Origin of the sequence: Methylobacterium sp. J-026 (genome assembly GCF_022829585.1) — a bacterium.
GTDB lineage: Bacteria > Pseudomonadota > Alphaproteobacteria > Rhizobiales > Beijerinckiaceae > Methylobacterium.
The window spans coordinates 20,051-41,895 of the sequence record NZ_JAKSYC010000074.1; the positions used below are offsets into that span (position 1 = coordinate 20,051).

General features: G+C 68.9%; 15 protein-coding genes. 3 read left to right on the forward strand and 12 right to left on the reverse strand.

Going from position 1 to position 21,845, the window contains the following annotated elements:
• Positions 1-26: 26 nt before the first annotated feature.
• On the reverse strand, positions 27-2,708 hold the full coding sequence (locus MKK69_RS07905) for a beta strand repeat-containing protein (RefSeq protein WP_243967228.1): 2,682 nt from the start codon (positions 2,706-2,708) through the stop codon (positions 27-29).
• Positions 2,709-2,760: 52 nt separating this feature from the next.
• A complete protein-coding gene (locus MKK69_RS07910; protein WP_243967229.1) occupies positions 2,761-3,636 on the reverse strand; it encodes a hypothetical protein in 876 nt (291 codons plus the stop codon).
• 891 nt (positions 3,637-4,527) lie between these two features.
• Here MKK69_RS07910 and MKK69_RS07915 point away from each other — a divergent pair.
• Positions 4,528-4,803, forward strand: coding sequence for a hypothetical protein (locus MKK69_RS07915; RefSeq protein WP_243967230.1), 276 nt, complete (start codon positions 4,528-4,530; stop codon positions 4,801-4,803).
• Between the two features lie 149 nt (positions 4,804-4,952).
• Here MKK69_RS07915 and MKK69_RS07920 read toward each other — a convergent pair whose 3' ends face one another.
• The 5 genes from MKK69_RS07920 to MKK69_RS07940 form a co-directional block, all read right to left on the reverse strand.
• The gene (locus MKK69_RS07920; RefSeq protein WP_279598257.1) at positions 4,953-5,603 is read right to left on the reverse strand and encodes a ParA family protein; all 651 of its coding nucleotides are present in this window, start codon (positions 5,601-5,603) and stop codon (positions 4,953-4,955) included.
• 250 nt (positions 5,604-5,853) lie between these two features.
• Positions 5,854-6,375: a hypothetical protein gene (locus MKK69_RS07925; RefSeq protein WP_243967231.1), complete on the reverse strand. Its 522-nt coding sequence runs from the start codon at positions 6,373-6,375 to the stop codon at positions 5,854-5,856.
• Positions 6,376-6,526: 151 nt separating this feature from the next.
• Positions 6,527-7,513, reverse strand: coding sequence for an NAD(P)H-binding protein (locus MKK69_RS07930; protein WP_243967232.1), 987 nt, complete (start codon positions 7,511-7,513; stop codon positions 6,527-6,529).
• A 77-nt stretch (positions 7,514-7,590) separates the two neighbouring features.
• Positions 7,591-8,709 (reverse strand): metallophosphoesterase, encoded by a 1,119-nt coding sequence (locus MKK69_RS07935; RefSeq protein WP_243967234.1) that lies wholly within the window; start codon positions 8,707-8,709, stop codon positions 7,591-7,593.
• Between the two features lie 239 nt (positions 8,710-8,948).
• Positions 8,949-9,332 carry a hypothetical protein gene (locus MKK69_RS07940; RefSeq protein ID WP_243967236.1) on the reverse strand — a complete coding sequence of 128 codons (384 nt, stop codon included), beginning with the start codon at positions 9,330-9,332 and terminating at the stop codon, positions 8,949-8,951.
• 200 nt (positions 9,333-9,532) lie between these two features.
• Between MKK69_RS07940 and MKK69_RS07945 the strand changes: the two genes are divergently transcribed.
• Positions 9,533-10,495: a TAXI family TRAP transporter solute-binding subunit gene (locus MKK69_RS07945; protein WP_243967237.1), complete on the forward strand. Its 963-nt coding sequence runs from the start codon at positions 9,533-9,535 to the stop codon at positions 10,493-10,495.
• Between the two features lie 288 nt (positions 10,496-10,783).
• Here the strand turns inward: MKK69_RS07945 and MKK69_RS07950 are convergent, their stop codons facing one another.
• The 5 genes from MKK69_RS07950 to MKK69_RS07970 all read right to left on the reverse strand — a co-directional run bounded on the left by MKK69_RS07950 (position 10,784) and on the right by MKK69_RS07970 (position 17,556).
• On the reverse strand, positions 10,784-12,274 hold the full coding sequence (locus MKK69_RS07950) for an amidase (RefSeq protein ID WP_243967238.1): 1,491 nt from the start codon (positions 12,272-12,274) through the stop codon (positions 10,784-10,786).
• Positions 12,275-12,678: 404 nt separating this feature from the next.
• A complete protein-coding gene (locus MKK69_RS07955) occupies positions 12,679-13,647 on the reverse strand; it encodes a zinc-binding dehydrogenase (protein WP_243967271.1) in 969 nt (322 codons plus the stop codon).
• Between the two features lie 283 nt (positions 13,648-13,930).
• Positions 13,931-15,208, reverse strand: coding sequence for an MFS transporter (locus tag MKK69_RS07960; protein ID WP_243967239.1), 1,278 nt, complete (start codon positions 15,206-15,208; stop codon positions 13,931-13,933).
• 70 nt (positions 15,209-15,278) lie between these two features.
• Positions 15,279-16,028: a hypothetical protein gene (locus tag MKK69_RS07965; RefSeq protein ID WP_243967240.1), complete on the reverse strand. Its 750-nt coding sequence runs from the start codon at positions 16,026-16,028 to the stop codon at positions 15,279-15,281.
• A 148-nt stretch (positions 16,029-16,176) separates the two neighbouring features.
• Positions 16,177-17,556, reverse strand: coding sequence for an MFS transporter (locus MKK69_RS07970; protein WP_243967241.1), 1,380 nt, complete (start codon positions 17,554-17,556; stop codon positions 16,177-16,179).
• A 1,065-nt stretch (positions 17,557-18,621) separates the two neighbouring features.
• Between MKK69_RS07970 and MKK69_RS07975 the strand changes: the two genes are divergently transcribed.
• The gene (locus MKK69_RS07975; RefSeq protein ID WP_243967242.1) at positions 18,622-21,834 is read left to right on the forward strand and encodes an efflux RND transporter permease subunit; all 3,213 of its coding nucleotides are present in this window, start codon (positions 18,622-18,624) and stop codon (positions 21,832-21,834) included.
• Positions 21,835-21,845 lie beyond the last annotated feature (11 nt).

The following is a 21,845-nucleotide window of genomic DNA, read 5'->3' on the forward strand; positions in this document are numbered from 1 at the left end:
TCATGCTGAGCAAAAAGGGCGCGTTCTTAGCCAATTTTGTGATCGGTGTTGTTTCCGCCGAAGTGAAGCGTGTCGATATTTGTAACGGTGACTGACTGGCTGCTTCCGGCGAACGTGATCGTCGTTGATCCGTCGCCATTCGACCTGTACTGCGCGTCGGTTGAGCTATGGCCGTCGATAACGACAGAAGCTGAGCCGGTTCCCCCGACGATTGTGTCATTGCCGGTGAGACCGGTGATTTCAAAGCGGGTGTGGCCGGAGCCGCCGTAAAGCTTCGCGTCGCCTGACCCAGCGTAGAGCGTGTCGTCGCCCGAGCCAGCGTGGAGCGTGTCCGTACCGCCTGAGGCGTAGAGCGCGTTGTTGCCCTGTGTCACCGACAAGAGGTCATTGCCTGCACCGCCCATGAGAGTATCGTGGGCACCGGTGCCGAGTCCGCCGTACAGGGTGTCACCACCCGAGCCGGCGTACATTGCGCTCTGACCACCGCCGTACAGCGTGTCGTGTCCGGTGCCTCCCTGAAGTGTGTCGAGACCGGCGCCGCCAAAGAGCACGTTATTACCTTGTGACACCGATAGGAAATCGTTGCCGGCGCCGCTGTTAAGCGTGTCGTGGGCGGCGGCGCTTTGGCCCCCGTACAGGGTGTCGCCACCTGAGCCCGCATAGAGGGCGCTTTGGCCACCACCGTAGAGTGTGTCGTGCCCGACCCCGCCCTGGAGCGTGTCGAGGCCCGAACCAGCCCGAAGGACGTTATCGCCGTATTTTACAGACAACAAATCGTCACCGCTGCCGGCGGTCAGCGTATCGTGGGCGCCCGCACTCAGCCCCCCATACAGGGTGTCTCCAGCCGAGCCGCTATACAGAGTGCTCTGACTGCCCGCGAGATAGCTGGGGTTGTAGTTGGAGCCGCTCGCCATCGTGTCGTGAGTAATGCTCGTCCCCGCCGCAAGCGTGCTCGTCCCCGCCGCAAGCGTGCTTGTGCCCTGCGGCACGGTGAATTCCTGCGTGCCCCAATTGAGCAGGCTGAGGCTGCTATCAGATACGGACGCACCGTTGTAACTAGCGGAGTCGACGTACAGGTTTCGGTCGTTGCCCGGACCGTTGTAGGCGTCGTTGAGGAAGTTGACGCTGACCGTGTGCGGACCCGTACCGAAGCTGCCCTGCACCGTCACGGTATCGTCCTGCGCGGTCGAACCGGCCACGTGCGCGCCGCTCGCGGTCAGGGTGCCGCCGACCTGCTTGCCATCGACCGAGACCGTGTACTGCGCGTCGCCCTGGTAGGCGTCCTGGCTGACCTTCAGCACCAGATGGTCCGGGCCGGTCCCGACCGTGGTCGAGACCGGGCTCGACCCGCCGCCCGACGTACCGGTGCCCGGCGTGCCAGAGCCTGATGTTCCAGTACCCGGCGTGCTCGTGCTCGTGCCCTGCGGCACGGTGAATTCCTGCGTACCCCGGTAGAGCAGGCTCAGGCTGCTGTCAGAGACTGCCGTGCCGTTGTAGCTCGCGGAGTCGACGTACAGGTTTCGGTCGTTGCCCGGGCCGTTGTAGGCATCGTTGAGGAAGTTGACGCTGACCGTGTGTGGGCCCGCGCCGAAGCTGCCCTGCACCGTCACGGTATCGTCCTGCGCGGTCGAACCGGCCACGTGCGCGCCGCTGGCGGTTAGGGTGCCGCCGATCTGCTGACCGTCGACCGAGACCGTGTACTGCGCGTTGCCCTGATAGGCATCCTGGCTGACCTTCAGCACGAGATGATCCGGTCCGGTGCCCACCGTGGTTGAGAACGGGCTCGAGCCCGAGCCGCCGCTTCCGACGGTCGCCGAGCCGATCGCGTTGCTCAAATTAGAGCCGGTGTACTGTGTCTCGACGGACGACAGCGACTGCCCAGCCGGGACGCTCGACAGCGCCGACGTGGTCGCGCCCTGTGCCACCTGCTGCACGGCGGCACTCGAACTCAGGAGCTGCTGGCCCCCACCCGCGCCGGTGGCGGCGGTATCCAAGGCTGTGTTGCTGGATGCCGCAATGGTGCTGATGCTCGCCGCGGTGCCGGTGCTGATGTTGGCGCCCACCGACGTCGCCGCCGCGGTGACGACGTTCTGCAGCGTCGAGGCGGCGCTCAGATTCAGGGCCTGCCCGGAGCCGGCCGCCGCCTGGATCTGGTGCCCGAGCGCTGCGGCGATGCTGCCGCTAGCCGCGGCCGCCGACACACCGCCCTGGCTGCTCAAGCCGGCGCTTAGAATCGAGATGGTGTCATAAACTTTTGCGCCAGCGACGTAAGCCTGGGTCGCGGCCGCGTCGCCGCTGAGCGTGCCTGCGACCGGGTCCAGGGTCAGGAGGCTCTGCCCCGACGCGAGCGTGATCCCGAGACCCTTCGCGACGGTGCTCTCCGCTGCCGTGACGTCGGCCGCGCTGGGATTTGATGGCAACAGTGCGCTGATGAGCGTCGTCAGCGGCGTGATCACCGTCGCCCCCGCTGGCGCGGTGAGCGTCGTCGTGATCGTCTGACCGGTTGAGGTATCGACGCCGCCTACACCGATGAGCGGTCCAGACGCGTTCTGGAGGAAGTATTGCCCCAGGGCGTCCGTGATCGAACTCGCCTCACCCGTATCGAGAACACCGTTGCCGTTTGCGTCCGCGAACACCGTCGCACCAGAGACATACCCCTCGACCATGTGTCCGGAGAGGGTTTGTCCCCCGTAGGTGAGATCAGCCACGTATTGCCCCCTCGATCAAAGATCTAATGTCCGTGCGCCGTCTGGCGACGCGTCAACGCAGGTCCGCCGACCGGAACACGCGCACACGTCCTGCACGCGCTGCCGACTGGGGGCTCGCGGCCGGCGCATCCGCCGACCGCTGAGGAACAGGATTGGCCGCGGCGACGAGAAGCTTCAGACCGACCAAGGGATCGACTCCCGAGCCGCTGATCACCTCGATCGCCTGTCCCTTGAGGCGCATGACCGTCGCGCCGAGGAACAGGGCCTCGGCATCGATCTGGAACTGCGACGCCCGAGCGCCGACCAGGCGCAGCCGCGCACCGAGGAGCGCGCGCGCCTGTCCGCGGGTGCCGGCGAACCCGCCGGTCATCCACGGCGTCCAGGCGCCGCCCGGTCCGCCGACCTGGACCTGATACTCCAGGGCGAGGCCCGACGTCCGATCGAGCAAGCCGACTTCCAGGCCCTCGATCGGCGCCGGGCTCTCCGGCCCCGCGACCCAGCGCCCATCGCCAACCCGGACATCGCCGCGTCGCGAGACATGCCCCATCACGTCGAGCCGCGGGGCCGGCGGCGCGACCGTGGGCGGCTGGACGGAAGGCTGCGCCGTACCCTGGACGGAGGCGCCCGGCCGCGCCGCACCAGCCAGCGACTCCAGGCGCAGCTCGGCCTCGGCGCCCCCGGACGCGAGCGCGGATGAGATGGTGACGTGCAGGCTGCTCGCCCGCTCGGCGCGCACGACCACGCATCCGCCCGGGGCCGAAATCGATCCGGGGCGCTCGCCGGGCGGCGAGATCACTTCGACGACATCCTCGCTGCCGGGCGACGGCCGCACGAACACGTGCGGCGCACCATGGGCTGTCGGCGCCTGAACGTACCGCAGCACGTACAGCCCGGTCTCCAGCGGCACGGATGTGACGCGCTCAGCCATTGTCCCTTTCCGAATTCGATCTGAGCGCTCGGCGCGCATCTGATCTTTGTTTACGAGACACTACTGAATTCGGTCAATGAAAACTTAAACCAGGATTCAATGGCAGTTCTACTTAGGGTTACCGCGTTGCAAAATCGCAACGAAAACACGGCGAGAATCAACCCAGAGCGTCGTCCGGGCAGCCCGAGAACATCGATATTGGGACCGTTTTATTGAACTTTATCAGCCCGTTACGCCCGTCTGCCGCTGGCGGCGCCGGATCTCTGGTTCAGCCTTTTTCCGACGTTCTCGACCGGAAAATGCCGTCTCTCAGCCCGGCCCGGAATCGTTAACGATCCAGCACGCGGCGGGCTGAGGCAGTGCAATACTTAATAAACCGTCAACGGGGCCTGTCATCATTCATTTGAGTGAGACCAGTATAGTTTCTCGCCCTGAAGCCCCAAGACTGTCTGCGCGCCGCAATCCGAGCGCTGCAGCACACCGTCGCGACGGCTCGAACGACCGCGCCGCACGGTCAGGCCGGCGATAGTGATTCGGCCCCGTCTCGACCGGGATGATCAGTGTATCGGAAGGCGGCAGAATTTTGATCCAGCGCGGGGGGCATCGGCCGTCAGATGCGGACCATCCGCCTTCGAGCGAGGATCGCCGCCAGGTGATGCCCACCGGGAAGCGGTCGCGCGGTACTCCCGTCGCGGGCCTCTCGCATGTGCGAAGCCGGCGCCGGGCGAGGACGGCGGCGGCCGCGCGGCGCCGGACTTGCGGGCGTTCCCCTGCAAGTCGTACGCCCGGGATAGCGTTCGCGTGAGCACGCGAAACGCGCGATGACACGGGGACGCGCCGCGCCTACGGTGCCTCCCATCGGGACGCGTGTTTCACCCGGCGAGCGAGACGATGGCGATCTATCTTGCCAGCTTCGACATGAGGGCGGTCGGCCACGATTACAGCGTGCTCTATGGCCATCTCAGCGCGATCGACGCACATCAAGCTCAGTCTTGCGCGTGGCTGATCGAGAGCGCGGAAACCTTGCGGGATCTCAGCGAGAGCTTGCTCGGATATCTGCACAAGGACGACAGCCTCCTCCTGATCGAAGTCGCTCCCTCGACCGCCTGGGCGGCCACGCATCTCTCCGAGCAGACCGGCGAGTGGTTGAAGCGCAAACGGCCGTGACCGCCGCCGGGCCGGACCTAGGACTGCCCCCCGGAGGGCCCGGGTCTAACGGGCGCGCGTTCGCGCGGTCCCGAAATTCCCGGCGCTGTGCGACGTCAGGGGAGGGCGTTTGACGGGGTGAGGTGCGGACCGACGTGATCCCGCACCGGTCACGCGCCGCTCGCGGCCAGCGATTCGAGCAGGAAGTCGGTGAGGACCTTGATCTCCTGCGCGGCGTTGCTCGCCGGCGCCGCGGCCGTCACCGAGACGCCCTGCGTGAACGCGCGCACGAAATAGACGTCGTGGCTCAGGGGGGGGCTGACATTCTCGCCGAGGGCGCTGAGTTCGTCGGTGATCTGCTGCCCCTCCGGGGTGCGCACGTCGACGCGCGTCGGGACGATGGCGATCTGCGTGCGCGATCGGGCGTCGCTGCGCAGCGCGGAGACCACGTTCAGCAGCGTGGTGCGCGCGGCGTTGATGTCGAGGCTCGACGGCCCGCACGGGATCAGCACCAGATCGGCGACGTCGACGGCGGCGCGAAACACGGAACTCAGGCCGGCTGGCGTGTCGATCAGGATCACGTCGGCGCGCTGCTTGAGGATGTTGCGCAGCCAGATCGAGAGCGTGCCGTTGGCCAGGAGTTCGGCCTTCACCTCGAACCCCAGCTTGCGCGGGAAGGCCCAGGCGGTCGCGGAGCCCTGCGGATCCGCATCGACCACCATCACGGACAGGCCGCGCTGCTTCAGGGCGCCGGCGACGTTGATGGCGAGCGTCGTTTTCCCCACGCCACCTTTTTGCTGAACGATCGAGATGACCTGCATGGGAGCCGTGCGAGAGAGGCCGCGGGCGCAGCGTTCGGGGGGAGGGCAGCGACGTCCCGCACCGGTGAAGCCGGGGCTGCCGAAGGCGGGGAAGACTGACGATCGCTGTGTCGCACGACTGATCTGTTACCGGCAACAGAAGAACCGTGGGCGTGGAGAGTCTCTATCTCCGGCGCGCGCCGCGACGGTCAATCGATCCGGGCGACGCCCCTGAACGCGGCCCATGCCTGTTGCCATCGGGCGACACGCGTCACCGGGCCCGGGGCGGGGTACAGGTACACCCGGACCAGATTGGCCCCATCTGGCGGAAACCCCGACCCTCTCTCCCGGAGCCTGTTCGGGCCACGTCGAGGAGATAGTCGTCGAGCCCGACGGCGCCCGAGACGGTCCCGACAGACCAGTCGCTCGCCTCCGACAGGGTCGAGGCCGTCTCCCATGCCACGACGATCCGATTGAAACGGTTCGGTCTCGCCTCGCAGGTGCGAAGCCACTCGCGGCGGATCACGGTGCCGCCGGCGGGCGCGGGATCCTGCCGGTACTGCGCCTGGAACGTCAGCGAGCCTTGGGCGCGGCGCATCTGCGCCAACACCGCCATCGGCTCGCGCTCACGGTGCAACAGCTCCCCGCCCTGGCGCCGGCAGACGTCCCCCGGTGTGTCGCTCGGGCGATGACGGGTCTCATCCGCGGTGATCGCGGGCAGCGACACCACCTCCGCCGCATCCCGCTCCACGACGTGTCCGACCAGATCGTCAGCGTGCAGCCGCTGCGGCACGATGATGATCGCCCCGCTGATCGTTCAGGCGCGTGCGCAAGGTGTCGTCGAACGCCTCGTTGACCCGACGCCGCTCGGCCCGCGAGGGCGCGTCCACCACCGTGATCGGATGGTCGCGCCATCAGCTCGCGTCACTCGGATCGGAGCATCGTCAGAACACCGCGTGGTCGCCACGCTCGGCGACGGCCTGACCACCGATCACGCGCGCATAATAGTCGAACAGCGTCTCCGACCCCGTCGAAGGGGTGGCCTGCGCATCGTATCGCCCGGTCGCCGGGTCCCACACGAGCATGGACTCGGTCGCGTAATACCGGCCGATCCGCGCGAGTTCGGATTTGGCGGCCACGGTCGGCACCCATCGTCCGATCGTCGCCAGGACGGCGACGATCACATCCAGGAGCGCCACCGGAACGTGCGTGAAGCGCGGTTCGCGCCCGAGCAGGGCGAAGAGCCGCTCGCCCTGCGCCTTCGGGGTGATCGCTTCGCCCGGCCCACCGATCGGCAGCACGCGATTGCGCCGGTTCTCATCGTCGAGGCAGTCCGCGAGATAGCGCCCCAGGTCGTCGTCACTGATCGGCTTGCAGGCGGTCAGGGTCCCGTCACCGAAAACCAGGAACGGCTTGCCGCGTTTCAGGCGATCGATCTGCCCCGAGAGCGATTTGAAGAAGGCCGTCGGCCGAACGATCGTGTAGTCGAGCCCTGAAGCGATCAGCTCGGCTTCGAAGGCAAGCTTGGCGTGCTGGAAAGCCAGGGCCGGCTTCTGAACGCAGATCGCCGACAGGAGCACGACCTGCGTTACGCCGGCCGCCTGGCTCGCGTGCAGGGCATTGACATGCGCGCGGTAATCGATCGCCCAGGCGTCGTCGGGCAATCCGGTGCGCGATGCGAGGCACGACACAAGGACGTCGAACGGTTCGCCGCGGACGCCCGCGCGCGCCAGCGATTCCGGATCGGTCAGATCCACGATCCGTTCGGTGGCGCCTGCGGGGATGGCGGTGTCGGCGGGGCGCCTGACGAGGCAGACGACCTCGTGACCGCGGGCCACCAGCGCCCGCACGGTCGCCCGGCCGATCGTGCCGGTCGCCCCCAGAAGGAGGACGCGGCGCGGCCTCACACGCTCCGGTCGATCCGTAGTCATGATCGCTTCATCCTGCCGTTACGTCATCTAACGCGACGGCGACGCTTGCGCTGCTCAGCCGAGCGGCACAGGCGGTGTCACGGCGCGGTTCGCAGCGTGATCCGCGTCAACTCGGAGGGGCGGCCGAGCCGAAGCGCGAAGCCCGGCCACAGCCCGGTGCCGTTGCTGACATAGAGCAGCATGCCCCCGACCCGGTACGCCCCGGAGACGAACCCGGCGTTGCCCCGAGCCACCAGCCGGTCCAGCCCACGGATCATGCCGCCATGGGTGTGCCCCGACAATTGCAGCCGCACCCCGTGCGCGGCGGCCCGTGCCGCGTTCGCCGGCTGGTGATCCAGCAGCACGACCGCCGCCCCTGCGGGCGCGCCCGCCAGCGCAGCGGCGAGATCTGGAGCCGCATGACCGGTCGCGGGCGCCGAGCGGTCGGTCACGCCCGCCACCACGAGCGCACCGCCATCGCGCCTGAGGACCGTGTGGGCGTTGGCGAGAACGCGTATCCCCAACCCGGCGAGGTGGGCCATCCAGGCGTCGTAGTCGAAGAAGTACTCGTGGTTGCCGGGCACAGCCCAGACGCCGTCCCGCGCCGTCAAGGCGCGCAAGGGCTCGACGTCGGTCCGTCGGGATGCGAGCGACCCGTCGATGAAGTCGCCCGTCACCACGATCAGGTCGCTCCCGAGGGCGTTGGCACGTGCCACCACGGTCTCCGCCCACGCTTCAGGGAACAGACGGCTGATGTGCAGGTCGGAGAGATGCAGGAGCGTGTAGCCGTCGAAGGCGGGGGCCAGATCCTGGATCGCCACGGTGATGTCCTTCAGCGGCGGTACGCGCACGGCCTGAGACACGGCCACCACCGCCAGCACCACGGCCGCGAGGACCGCCACGTAGCGCCAGGCCATGGGGACCGCCCATCCGCCCCCGGACAGGACCCAGCCCACCAGCGACGCGGCATCCAGGGCAAGGAGCATCGGTGTCGCCAGCGCGAGCGCACCGAACGCCCCGTTGAACAGGATCACCACCGGGCGGGGGAACTCCGGCGCGAAGACCGATCCGGAGGAGAGGCGACACCAGAGATGGTATTGGGATGCGACGAGCAGGAGGACGGTCACGCTGAGCTTGAGCGCGAGCGGCCACGGGCTGGGCCACACCACGCGTGCGATGACGTAGACGGCGGGCAGGCTGGGGATCAGTCGGATCATGGCCCGCTACATGGCGAGCGGGCTCCCCAAAGCAAAGCTTATGGCTTGGCCCCGGGGCGCGACGGCATTTGTGGCCGCCGCGGTGATCGTCAGATGACGGTCTGCGCGGATATCGCCGGCGCGCCGACCGCCTCGATGACGAGGTCGCGCACGGCTGCTCTTCAGCTGGGTATGGCCGGGCAGGGGCTGACGGGCGCGTCGGTCGCCCGCGAGCTGCCCGAGCCAAAATATCCGTCCGGTCACGTTGATGCGGCGACGGGCCTGACGACGACGTCCTCGGCGGAGACAAGGGTCGCCATGATCCCGGACTGGATCTGGACGAAGACCGCGTCGAGATCACCGATGCTCTGCATCAACACAGCGCACGAGAGGGCGACAATCTGCGGCGTGCGATCGGTCCCTTCGGCGAGGAACGCGCGGATCGCATCGCCGAATGACGCGCAGGCATCCGCCTCCACCGAGGCGCCGACGACCTGTGCGCAATCCTCCCGCAGTGAGGCGATCTCACCATCGACGACCGAGACCCATTGGCGCTTATCGTCATAGATCAGCCAGCGCACGGACCCCATAGCCACCGGGGCTAATCCCGCGAGATAGCGCTGAGCGGCTGCGTCATCGAACATGGCATGGGCTTTAACGCCCGCCCTTCGGGACGCCAATGCCCAGCGATCCGATGCTGTCGATCGCGCGGCATCGCGGTAACGCCATGCGCCTGCGGAACAAATCAGTGGTCAAAATCTCACGTCCATAGACGGTCCGGAATTCGCCAGGCACCGGAAGCGGTGGTTGACGCATCGGGACGGGCCCGTCGGTGGAGCGCAGCATGGGACGGCGACGGGAACTGCTCCTCGGGATCATCACCCTCGCTGCGACCGGACCCGCGCGCGCTCAACTCTCTGAGCCAGAGCTGCGTCTGACGCTCGGGACGGCGACGCCCGGTGGCTCATTCCCCGCCTTCGGCCGGGCGCTGATCGCCGCCGTCCGTGAGGTCGACCGAGGTGTGGTGATCGAGCCGAGGATCACGAAGGGCTCGACGGAAAACCTGACCCTGCTCAGAACGGGCACGCTCGACCTGGCCCTCGTGCAGGGTGAGTATGCTTACGAGGCCTTGTCCGGTGGACCGGCCGACGGGAGCGGCTTGTCGGTCGTGGCACCCATCGATGCCTCGCCCGGCATGTTTGTAGTCCCCGCCTCCAGTCCGATTCAGAACGTGCAGGATCTGCGCGGCCGTGCCGTCGCGCTCGGCACGCGCGGCTCGGGCTTCACGATCATGGGGCGAACCGTGCTCCAAGGCTCCGGCATCGATCCGGACCGCGACATCACGCCGATCCTCCTCGACGACGCCGGCGACGGCGCCACGCAAGTTCTCGACGGCCGCGCGACGGCTCTGTGGGGCGCGAGCCTCGGCTGGCCAGGCTTCAAGACCCTCGCGGACGCGCCCGGCGGCGCCCGCTTCTTCGGCCCTGCGCCTGAGGCGATCCCGAAGATCCTGGCCCTGCGCGCCTCCATGCGCCGCTTGACCGTCCCGGCCGGCTCCTTCCGCGGACAGGATGCCCCCATCGCAACCGTCGGGTCTTGGAGCTTCATCCTGGCTCGACCCGGCCTCGACGCCGCCCGTGTCACCCGGCTCGTGCGGGCGATCGACCGAGGTCGGGAGGCCCTGGCCCGCGCCTATCCCCAGGGCCGCGAGAGCGACCCGCGCACCCTAGCCTCGACCGTACCGGCCGCTTGGCTGCACCCGGCGACGGCGTCGTATCTGCGTGACATCGGAGTTCGTCCGGAGTGACCAGCGGCTGACGACGTCCGAACAGTCGATCGTTCGACGGTCGATCCGTGCGGGCGCCGCAGCGTTCGGAACGTTGCGCAGGCGCTGTCTTCCGCAGCTACTCAGAATGAGTCATCCGCCGCAGGTCCTCGGCGTCCGGCAGAGAGACCGCGGCTCTCAGGCTGCGCCTTCGTCGGGCCTCCGGCTGTCCTCCTGGGTCGTCGGGCCGGTGAGCGTAGCCGTACGGGCCGCCGACGCCGCGCGCATCAGCCGGTCCGGCAGATCCCTCACGGGGCTCGCTGCCCCGACCTAGATGCTGGGCGCGGTCCAGCCGCCGAAGCGGGTTTCCAGTCGTCGGACGAGGGCGAGCGCGATATCCTCCCGCCACGGGCGAGCCGCCACCTGCACGCCGAGCGGCAGTCCCTCGGGCGATGTCCCGATGCGCACCGTCGCGGCCGGCCAGCCGGTCAGATTGTGCATCTGCGCGTAACCGATGCCCTTCTGCAGTTCCTCGTCGAAGCTCGTGCCATGTGGCGGCGCCACGTAGGGCAGGACCGGCGAGAGCAGGGCATCGTAATCCTGCATGAAGGCCAGCATCGCGTTGCGGTAGGCATCCCAGCGATTGAATGCGGCGAGCGCCTCCGTGATGCTTCCCATCGCGGGCGAGGAGCGCGACTGCAGCGACCGCTCGAACAGCGGCGAGATCTGCTCGGTGCCCACCGATTTCAGGAAGGCCCGGACACCGGCTGCGCCGTCGCCGCGTGTCATATCGTAGTAGATGGTCCCTGCCTTGGCCGCGTCCGGCGGCCGGCGCTCCGTCACGGCCACCCCCGCCTGTGCCAGGGCCTCGACCGCCTGGTGTACGGCCGCCGCGATCTCGGCGGTGGGCGATGCGAGGCCATCGTCGTCGAAATACGCCAGCCTCAACGTCGCGATATCGACGCTATGGCTGTCGAGCAGCGGCATATCGACGACGGTGTAATCCTGAACATCGGGCCCGGCGATGATCGGCAGAGCCAGCGCCAGATCATCCACGCTCCGGGCGATCAGACTGACGTGGAAGACCGCGTTGCGCGCGCCCATCGGCCGGGGGAACTGGCCGGTCCGCGGGACGCGCCCCGCGGTCGGCTTGAGCGCGGCGAGGCCGCAGTAATGCGCCGGGACACGGATGCTGCCGCCCGCATCGGTCCCGAGGCCGAGCGGCGAGCCGGCCGCCGCGACGATCGCGGCTTCGCCGCCGCTGCTTCCACCCGGGGTGCGGGCGAGATCGTAGGGATTGTTGGTTCGCCCGTAGACGAGGTTGTCGGTCTCCAGGGCTCCGGCCAACTCCGGCACGTTGGTCTTCCCGAGCACGATCGCTCCGGCCGCCCGCAGCCGCGCGACGGCGGTGGCGTCGGTCCTCGGCACGGAGTGCGCCCGCCCGAGGGTACCGCCCGTGCAGATCGTGCCGGCCGTCTCGAGCGTATCCTTGATCGTGACCGGAACACCGTGGAGCGGGCCCTTGACCTGACCACGCGCCAACATCGCATCGGCCTCGTCCGCCTCCCGGCGCGCCGCATCGGCGGTCAGCTGGACCACAGCATTCAAGCGCGGGTTCACCGCGGCGATGCGTTCGAGATGCAGATCGACGATCTCGCGCGCCGAGCGGCGGCCGCCCCGGATCGCGGCAGCCAGTTCGCCCGCGGAGGCGGTCGTGCTCGAACCGGTCGCACCTGTGGCCGGTCCGGGCCCGACCGCCGACAGGGCGCCGGTGGCAGCCATGCCGACGAGCGCGCTCCGGCGGTTGATCTGGTCAGCCATCGTGTCCCTTATCTTCCCCGCCAGATGTCCGGATCGCCATCGCGAAACTCGTGCCCGCATCCAAACCCTGGCCCCATCGCCGTGGAGGTCGTCCCGCGGAACTCGAGCACGCGGCAGAACGGCTTCACCCGTCCGGCGGGCGCAGGCGTAGCGGGACCGCGCGAAGTGCTCTTGCGGCGATCGCAGGGCGGACATCGCTCGACCATGCCGATCCCGCGATGCGGCAGCCCGCGCGTCCGGCCGCGGCGCCGAGAGGCGGAGATCGGCGCGATCGGCGCGCCATGATCGCCGGCCGGATGCGATCGCGTGGCCCGGTATCGCGCCGCTGAAGCGCGACGATCCGGCCGGGAGCGCTGCGGTCGCCGCGAGGTTGGCCGCGCAGCCTGGACGATGCGGGCCGGGCGTCAGACGCTCAGGACGATCTTCCCGAAATGCGCGTTCGCCTTCATGCGCGCGAGCGCGGCCGGCGCCTCGGCCAGCGCATACCGGCTGTCGATCGGCAGGCTGAAGCCCCCGGTCGCGATAGCCTGCCCCAGGTCGGCCCGGACGCGCGCGGTGATCGCGCGTTGCTCCTCGATCGTCCGGGTCCGGTTGGTCACGCCGATGTAGCTGATGCGCTTCGTGGCGTGCAGGTCGAAGTCGAACTCGCCCCGGCTGCCGCCGAGCCGGCCGACGTTGACGATGCGTCCGAGCACGGCTGCGGCCTGCAGGTTGCCGTTGGCCACCGGCGCGGAGACCTGATCGATGATCACGTCGACGCCCCGACCGCCGGTCGCCGCCTGCACCTGCTCGGGCCAGGTCGGATCCTTGGTGTCGATAGCCAGCGTGGCGCCGAACTCGGACAGGCGCGCGCGGTGCTCGGGGCTTCGCGACGTACCGATCACGACCGAAGCCTTGCGCCACCGGGCGATCTGAAGCCCCATCAGCCCGACGCCGGAACTCGCCCCCTGGATCAGCACGGTCTCGCCCGGCTGCAGGCGCGCCTGCGTGATCAGGGCGTCGTGCATCGTCTGCAGGGCGACCGGTAGGGTCGCGGCGACCTCGAACGACAGGCCCGCGGGGAGCGGAAGGGTCCGCCCGTGATCCGCCACGGCATACTCGGCGTAGCCCCCGGCGCCGGAACACATGACGCGGTCACCGGGATGGATATCACTCACGGCCGCGCCGACCGCCACGACCTCTCCGGCCCATTCCAGGCCCGGCACCGCGCCGGAATCACCGGCCGGGCCGTGCGGCTGCCCGGCGGCGACGGAGAGATCGGCGCGGTTGAGGCCGGCCGCCCGAACCCTCACGAGCACCTCCGTCGGCTTCGGGGAGGGAATGTCGATCTCGGTGAGGCTCGCCCCCTCCGGTCCGGCGACGATTGCCTTCATCCGGCCGCTGACCGGGGGGATGGGGCGATCCTCGGCCGAGGCGGTGCGGGTGGGCAGGAACTGCGCGGCCGCGCCGGCCAGGAGGACGCGTCGGTCGATGTCCATGGGTCTCTCCTGACCTTTACCCCGCCCGCTGTCGTACGCCGTCCAGCGGTGATGACGGGCGCGCGGGAGATCCCGCTCGCATGCGTGGGACGTCGCGGCGCACTGCAGCCGGATCGCGGCAGACATCGTAAAACCATCCCGCGCGAACGGCTATCGTGCCTGGCGGGCGCGGCTCGGATCATCGCGGCCCAACATCGGGTGCGCCGACGCCTCCCAGGTCGACGCCGGTCGTCTCGGGTAGCGCCAGGGTCGCGGCGAAAGCTATGGCGTAGGCGCCCAACGCGCACGCGCCCATCGCGGTGCCGAGCGGAGCGGCCGCCGCGATGAGCCCGACCAGGGCCGGCATCACCGAGCCGAACCCCCGGCCGCCACCGAGGCAGAAGCCCTGGGCGTTGCCCCGCAGGCTCGTCTCGAACAACTCGGCGAAGGTCGGCGTCATGCCCGACGCCAGGGCGTTCTGGCAGGCGCCGAGGGCAAAGCTCAGCCCGATCAGGGGGCCGAGGCTCGGCGCGGCGAACACGTACAGGCTCACATTGAGCGCTTGTAGGAGCAGGAACACGCCGAAGGCCGGCCGGCGGCCGACCCGATCGGCCAACTGGCCGTAGAGGAGGGGGCCGACCAGCGAGCCGGCGATGTTGGCGGCGAGGTACCCCGCACTGGTCGCGACCGTGAAGCCGAGCGCGGTCCGCAGATACGTGGGCAACCAGATGATCATCACGTAATTGCCGCCGAAGATACCCGTCGACAGGGTCGCGGCCACGAGCGTCGTCCGCCGATGCGCACGCGTGAAGATCCGCAAGACATCGAGTCCGCCGGTACGGCGCGATGCGGCGGCGCTCTCGGCGTACACGCCGGATTCCGGCACGAACCGGCGGATGAGGAATACCGCCGCGGCCGGGATGAGCCCGATCGTGAAGAACACGCGCCAACCGAGGTCCTGCGGGAACAGGTTGGCTATGATCGGAAACAGCGCCACGGCACCCGCGTAGCCGACGGCGTAGCCGCTGCTGACCGCGGAGGCGACGCGCCCGCGCAGGGCGGGCCGCACCACCTCGCTGATCAGGGTAGCCCCGACCGCTGCCTCGCCGCCGTAGCCCATGCCCTGGCCGAAGCGCAGCAGGGCCAGCGGCGCGAATCCGGTCGCGAACGCGGCGCCGAAGGTGCACAGCGCGACCCATAGGATGGTCCCTTGCAGCACGCGGATCCGGCCGATCCGGTCCGCCGCCACGCCGGCGCCCCAGCCCCCCACCGCCGCGCCCAACAGCGCCGCGGTCGCGAGGTAACCCGCTTCGGGCCGCGTGATTCCGAGCGTGGCGATCAGGGCCGGGATCACCAGCGCGTAGATGCTGTTGTCCATGGAATCGAGGCCAAAGCCGGCAAAGCAGGCCCAGAACGTCCGGCGCTCGGTCGCATCCAGTTGGCCGTACCAGCCGATCGCTGCCGCTCGTGTCCGCAAGGGGCCCTCCCGGCCGTCTCGTTCGGGGTGCCTTCGCGGCACTGAGCCTCGCACCGCCGCGGGGGGCGCCTCAGCGACCCTCAGACCGGCCATCGGCTCCCGCCAACAGGGCGCCGTACCCCGGAACGGCCTCGCGCAGGCCCGCGGCGCGAAGCGCGTTCCACATCATACCCGAGGCCGCCGAGATCACGGGCTTGCCGAGGTCGCGCTCCAGCGTGGCCATCGTCGCAAGGGTGGGCATCCCGACGCCGCTCAGCACCAGGGCCTCGGCGTCGGGATGATCCACGAGGCGGCCGAGGCCGTAGGCCCGCTCCGCCGTCTCGTCGTAGATGTTGCGCACGCCCGGCAAGTTGCCGTGATTGACGACGGCGAAGCCGTGCGCCTCGAGCAGCGCCTTGCCCTGCAGGGTCGCCTCCGGCGCGTAAGGCGTGCCGAAGGCGATCGTGCGGACACCGAGGTGCCGGAGCCCGGCCACGACGCTCCCGAAGGCGGTGATGAAGCGCGTGGCGTAGCGCTCCTCCATCCGCGCCACGAGAGCGGCCTCCTCGGCCTGCCCGAGCGTGTAGCTGGTCGCGGTGTGCGCCAGCACGACGACCTTCGGCTTGACCAGACAGAGCAGGGCCATGTTCGCGTCGAGGCCGGCGATCTGCTCGCGGTTGCGCGCATTCTGTCCCGCGAGACTGCCGGTCTCGCCGGTCGCGTTCATCCGGGTGTAGTGGACGGAGACGCCCGTCACGGCGGCCAGAGCGCCCATCTCGACCTCGACCGTCGGATTACCCGGAGGAACCAGGAAGCCGAGGCGCGCCCGCCATCCTATCATGCCCGCTCTCCCTTTGGCTCTATGTCGGTTTGGATCGCGCCCGGTCGGACCGTCATCCCGCTGCGCGGATTCATGCTGGCCTGGGCATCGGCAGCGAGTGGCTCCGCCCCGCCGAGCAAGGCGAGTGGCTCGCCAGCCGGCGACGACCTTATGAACTTACGGCCAGACGCAGGAAACTCACCGCGCTTGCAAATCCGGCAAAGGCACACCCAAGGCCCATGGCGAGCGCCGATCCGTGCACGCCCGCGACCGCGAAGCACGCAGCGACGAGGGCAGCGCCCAGGGTCTGGCCGAGAAGCCGCGCCGTCGCCACGATGCCGCTCGCCCCGCCCGAGCGGGCCGGCGGCGCGCTCGTCATGATGGCGCGTAGATTCGGGGCCTGGAAGAAGCCGAATCCAGCCCCGCAGATCGCCATTCGCCAGATGATATCCGGGACGCTCGGATTCGCGGGCAGCACCGCGAGCAGACCCATTCCGACCGCGAGGCCGGCGAGCCCGACCCCGCCGAGCAGACCTGGGGCATACCGATCCGAGAGGCGCCCGGCCACAGGCGCCAGAAGCGCGACCACCACGGGCCAGGGCGTCATCAGGAAGCCGGTCTCGACCTGCGAGCGGCCGAGCGTGTGCTGGAACAGGAAAGGCAGCGAGACGAAGGCGAGGCCCTGCGCCGCGAAGGCGCACACCGCGGTCAACGCCGACAGGGCGAACAGGGGGCGCTTCAGGAGATCGGCAGCCAACATCGGCGCCGGGTGGTTCCTTTGGCGACGGAGAAGGAGGGCGCCGCAGACGAGCGCGGCGCCGATCTCCGCCATGACGCGCCAGAGCGGTTCCTCGTGTGCCGCCTCGCCCAATCCGAGCACGAGCAGCGCGAACGCGGCCGCGTTCAGGAGCGCGCCCGGGGCGTCGAAGCTGTGCCCGGACCGTCCTGTGTCGGGCAGGGCGATCCAGGCCAGTGCGAGAGCACCGAGGCCGATCGGCACGTTGACGGCGAACAGCCAGGGCCAGGGCGCGGCTAGCAGGATCAGCGATGCCACGGTCGGACCGACCGCGAAGCCGACGCCGACGACGAAGGCATTGAGCCCGACGCCGCGGCCGAGCTGATGCGCGGGGTAGATGAAGCGGATCAGCGCGATGTTGACCGCCATGAGGGCGCTCGCCCCGATCCCCTGGAGCACGCGCGCGGCGACGAGCGTTGGCAGGGACCAGGCCAGGGCACAGACCAGCGAGGCGCCGATGAACAGGATGAGCCCGGCGACGTAGATCCGGTGCTGCCCGACGATCTCGCCGAGTGCCGCGATCGGCAGCAGCGTCGCCACGACCGCGAGCTGGTAGGCGTTCACGATCCAGACCGAGGCGCCGGGATCGACCCCGAGATCTGCGGCGATGGTGGGCAACGCCGTGTTGGCGATCGCGGTATCGAGCGTGGCGAGCGCCACCCCGGTGAGCACCGCGGCCATGGCCCGGCCGCGCTGGCCGGGCGGCAGCCCGTCGCGCAGTTTGGCGGTCGGTTTCAGCGTTGTGATAGACATTCGGACGGAAAGTCCCGCGTTTCGAGCCGACCTCGGCCTGCGCCCCCTGCCGCAGCTTGGCAATCAGGCACCGGCATCACCTCTGCGCGAGACGGCGCCCCACGGTCCTGCCGGGGAGACGGTGTCGACGCAGTGGGGCCCCAGCGGCGATCTTGGCTCCGGCCCGGCTCATGGACAACCGGGGCCTACGCGCGCGTGCAAGCCCGCGCCGGCGGATCGGCGGGATCGACCACCCTCACCACCGAACTGGCCACCGAGCGCCCTGAGACGCCCACGGCCGGCGACGATCGCTGCTTCGGCCAGAGAGGTCCGCCAGATCCCCGATACCCGCGCAGCTGGGCCGGCCTCGCGATCGGCTGCCGGGTGCCGATCACCGAGGGCGAGGTGGACGGCTGGTATGACGCCGTCGTCGTGTCTCAAAGCCGGGCGGCGAGGTCACACGGCGATGGCGTGACGGGCCGGATCTGCCGATGCCGACGCGCCGGCGGGATGAGATCGCCTTGCTACACCCGAGTGCTGCGGCGGCGACTGAAGACACAGTCGGCCGGCGGCGCGATGTGCGTTGCCGGCCGGCGGGCCCCTGGGAGCAGGGCATGTCATGTCTGAAATGCGTCCATCCTGGTCATGCCAGGAACCGCCGAAGCCGCGCCAGAGTGGCCCAGCGCATAGCTGCTGCGTGGCTGAATTCATCAAACCAGGGCGCTGTCTCAGCTCAAAGCCGCGTGCGGAGCGTCGATTTTATTCTGCGATCCGATAGCGAATGCTTGAAGGCAACGCCCCGCGATTGGGTGACGGATAATCGCGAAGGGCCAAACGCAACCCACGGACTTACCGTCACGAAAATTTTCACGATCTGGACATCTAATCCGAGCAATCTTTAATATTATATTAGCAGAAACATCCTTGTTGTCTAGAATCCAGACATTGTCTCTCGATGTTTCTGATCGTCACGCGCGATCGACATCATCAAATTGCCGCACTGGCCCTATGAATGCATAATACGGTATGCGGATGAACGCGGTCGGCGGCTTTCGTCAACCGAACTGATTGAGGCGGATCCAAGGCATGGCGGCGATCGTCCGACTGGCTCTGCTGCGGCCTTACACCTTCGTCGTGATGTCGATCCTGATCCTCATCTTCGGGGTCATGTCGATCGTCCGGACGCCGACCGATATCTTCCCGCGTATCGGCATCCCGGTCATCAGTGTCGTCTGGCAGTATACCGGTCTGCAGGCCGATGACATGTCGGGTCGGATCGTCTCCGTGTTCGAGCGCTCTCTGACCACCACGGTCAACGACATCGAGCACATCGAATCCCAGTCGGTCCCGGGCTATGGGATCGTGAAGATCTACTTCCAGCCCGGCGTCGACATCACCGCCGCCCAAGCGCAGGTCACCTCGATCTCGCAGACGCAGCTCAAGCAGCTGCCGCCGGGCATCACGCCGCCGCTGATGCTCGCCTACAACGCGTCGAGCGTGCCGATCATCCAGCTCGCCCTGTCGAGCGACAGCCTCTCGCAGACGGCCCTCAACGACCTCGCCCAGAATTTCATCCGGCCGCAGCTCACCACGATCCCCGGGGCCCAGCTGCCCTACGCCTACGGCGGCGCGGCGCGGCAGGTGCAGATCGACCTCGACCAGTCGGCGCTCCACGCGCACGGCCTGTCGGCGGCCGACGTCGGCGCGGCACTGGCCCGGCAGAACCTGATCAACCCGGTCGGCACGCAGAAGATCGGGACCTTCGAGTGGATCGTCGACCTCAACGACTCCCCGAAGACGATCGAGGCGTTCAACGACCTGCCGGTCAGGGTCGTCGACGGCGCCGTGGTGTTCATGCGCGACGTCGCCCACGTGCGCAACGGCTCGCCGCCCCAGACCAACGTCGTCCAACTCGACGGCAAGAAGGGCGTGCTGATGTCGATCCTGAAGATCGGCAACGCCTCGACGCTGGACATCATCGCCGAGGTCAAGGCGCGCCTTCCGGCCATCCAGGCGACCCTGCCGGCCGGGGTCGACCTCAAGTACGTCGCCGATCAATCCGGCTTCGTGCGGGAATCCGTGGTGGCGGTGGTGCGCGAGGGTGTGATCGCCGCCGCCCTCACCGGCCTGATGATCCTGGTGTTCCTGGGCAGCTGGCGCTCCACCCTGATCATCACCGTCTCGATCCCGCTCGCCGTGCTGTGCTCGCTGATCGCGCTGTCGGCGCTCGGGCAGACCATCAACGTGATGACGCTGGGCGGGCTCGCGCTGGCGGTGGGCATCCTCGTCGACGACGCCACCGTGACCATCGAGAACATCAACCGGCACATGGAGGAATTCGGCGAGGATATCGTCACGGCGATCACCCGCGGCGCTCAGGAGATCATGCCGCCGGCCACCATCGCCCTGTTTTGCATCTGCATCGCCTTCGTGCCGCTCCTGGCGCTCGGCGGCGTGGCGGGCTTCCTGTTTCGACCTCTGGCGATGGCGGTGGTGTTCGCGATGATCGCGTCCTACGCGCTCACCTATACCCTGGTGCCGACGCTGGCGCGCTACCTGCTGACCGAGCACACCCACGGACAGGACCCGGCCGCCAAGCCGGGCCCGTTCGCCCGGTTTCAGGGGGGCTTCGAGCGCCGCTTCGAGGCGCTGCGACAGGCCTATCTCGGGCTGCTCGCCCTGGCGCTGGCACATCGGAAGACGTTCGCGGCCGGCTTCCTCGGGGTCGTCGCCCTGTCGTTCGGCCTCGTTCCCTACCTCGGGCGCGACTTCTTCCCCGATGTGGACGCGGGCGCGTTGCGCATTCACCTGCGGGCGCCGACAGGCACGCGCATCGAGGAGATGACGGCGCTGACCGGGCGGGTCGAGGGGCGCGTGCGCGCCCTGATCCCCGCGCGGCGCGTGGCCAGCGTCGTCAACAACATCGGGCTTCCGATCAGCGGCATCAATATTTCCTACGGCAACAGCGGCACCATCGGCACCTTCGACGCCGACATGCTGGTGACCCTCGACGAGGCCGGCGGCCAGGGGGAGGCGGCGGGCGGCCCGTCGACGGCCGCGTTGACCCGCGCCCTCCGCGAGCGGCTGCCGCAGGACTTTCCGGGTGTTACCTTCGCGTTCCTGCCCGCTGACATCGTCAGCCAGATCCTGAACTTCGGCTCCCCCGCCGCGCTCGACGTGCAGGTTGCAGGGCGCGACGTTGTTGGGGGGCGCGCCTACGCCAACAAGCTGCTGGCCCGGGTCCGACGCGTGGCGGGGGTCGCCGATGCGCGCATCCAAGAGCAGGCGCGCAACCCAGCCCTCCGGGTCGACTTCAACCGCGCGCTCGCGGGTGTCGTCGGCCTCACCGAGGGCGACGCCGCCACGAGTATCCAAGCGACGCTGTCCGGCAGCACGCAGACGGCCCCGACCTACTGGCTCGACCCGCGCAACGGCGTGTCCTACCCGGTCTCGGTCCAGACGCCACAATACGCCATCGATACGCTGGGCGACCTCAACAACCTGCCGATTACCGCCGCCCGCTCGGAACAGCTCCTGGGTGGACTGGCCTCGATCGCGCCTGAACCGCTCAGCGCCGTGGCGACCGACTACAACATCGCGCCCACCGTCAACATTCTGGCCACGACGCAGGACCGCGACCTCGGCGGTGTTACGGCGGACATCGAACGGGCGATCGACGCGACGAAATCCGACCTGCCGAAGGGGTCGACCGTCACCGTGCGCGGGCAGGCGGTGACCATGGCGCAGGCCTACCAGCAGCTGCTCGTCGGTCTCGCCTTCTCGATCGTGCTGATCTACCTGCTGATCGTCATCAACTTCCAGTCCTGGATCGATCCGTTCGTCATCGTGACGGCGCTGCCCGCGGCGTTGGCCGGGATCGTCTGGATGCTGTTTGCGACGCACACGCACGTCTCGGTACCGGCGCTGACCGGGGCGATCATGTGCATGGGCGTGGCCACCGCCAACTCGATCTTGGTCATCAGCTTCGCCCGCGAGCAGCTCCGCGCCGGGCGCAGCGCGCTCGAGGCCGCGCTGGCAGCCGGAGCGACGCGGCTGCGGCCGGTGATGATGACCGCGCTGGCCATGATCATCGGCATGGCGCCGATGGCGATCGAGCCAGGCCAGAACGCGCCGCTCGGCCGCGCCGTCATCGGCGGCCTGCTGTTTGCAACGCTGGCGACGCTGTTCTTCGTGCCCGTGGTCTTCGGCATCGTGCACGGGCGGCCGCGTCGAGCGGGAAGCCGGCGCACGACGCCGCTCGACGCCGCTGCCCATGCCGTCCCGTCCTCGTCCGCCTGATCCGGATCCCG

What these genes read in the sequence shown, in the direction of transcription:
- MKK69_RS07910 (WP_243967229.1), bottom strand. Translation starts at nt 3,636, where the DNA reads ATGGCTGAGCGCGTCACATCCGTGCCGCTGGAGACCGGGCTGTACGTG.
- MKK69_RS07915 (WP_243967230.1), top strand. Translation starts at nt 4,528, where the DNA reads ATGGCGATCTATCTTGCCAGCTTCGACATGAGGGCGGTCGGCCACGAT.
- MKK69_RS07920 (WP_279598257.1), bottom strand. Translation starts at nt 5,603, where the DNA reads ATGCAGGTCATCTCGATCGTTCAGCAAAAAGGTGGCGTGGGGAAAACG.
- MKK69_RS07930 (WP_243967232.1), bottom strand. Translation starts at nt 7,513, where the DNA reads ATGACTACGGATCGACCGGAGCGTGTGAGGCCGCGCCGCGTCCTCCTT.
- MKK69_RS07935 (WP_243967234.1), bottom strand. Translation starts at nt 8,709, where the DNA reads ATGATCCGACTGATCCCCAGCCTGCCCGCCGTCTACGTCATCGCACGC.
- MKK69_RS07940 (WP_243967236.1), bottom strand. Translation starts at nt 9,332, where the DNA reads ATGTTCGATGACGCAGCCGCTCAGCGCTATCTCGCGGGATTAGCCCCG.
- MKK69_RS07945 (WP_243967237.1), top strand. Translation starts at nt 9,533, where the DNA reads ATGGGACGGCGACGGGAACTGCTCCTCGGGATCATCACCCTCGCTGCG.
- MKK69_RS07950 (WP_243967238.1), bottom strand. Translation starts at nt 12,274, where the DNA reads ATGGCTGACCAGATCAACCGCCGGAGCGCGCTCGTCGGCATGGCTGCC.
- MKK69_RS07955 (WP_243967271.1), bottom strand. Translation starts at nt 13,647, where the DNA reads ATGAAGGCAATCGTCGCCGGACCGGAGGGGGCGAGCCTCACCGAGATC.
- MKK69_RS07965 (WP_243967240.1), bottom strand. Translation starts at nt 16,028, where the DNA reads ATGATAGGATGGCGGGCGCGCCTCGGCTTCCTGGTTCCTCCGGGTAAT.
- MKK69_RS07970 (WP_243967241.1), bottom strand. Translation starts at nt 17,556, where the DNA reads ATGTCTATCACAACGCTGAAACCGACCGCCAAACTGCGCGACGGGCTG.
- MKK69_RS07975 (WP_243967242.1), top strand. Translation starts at nt 18,622, where the DNA reads ATGGCGGCGATCGTCCGACTGGCTCTGCTGCGGCCTTACACCTTCGTC.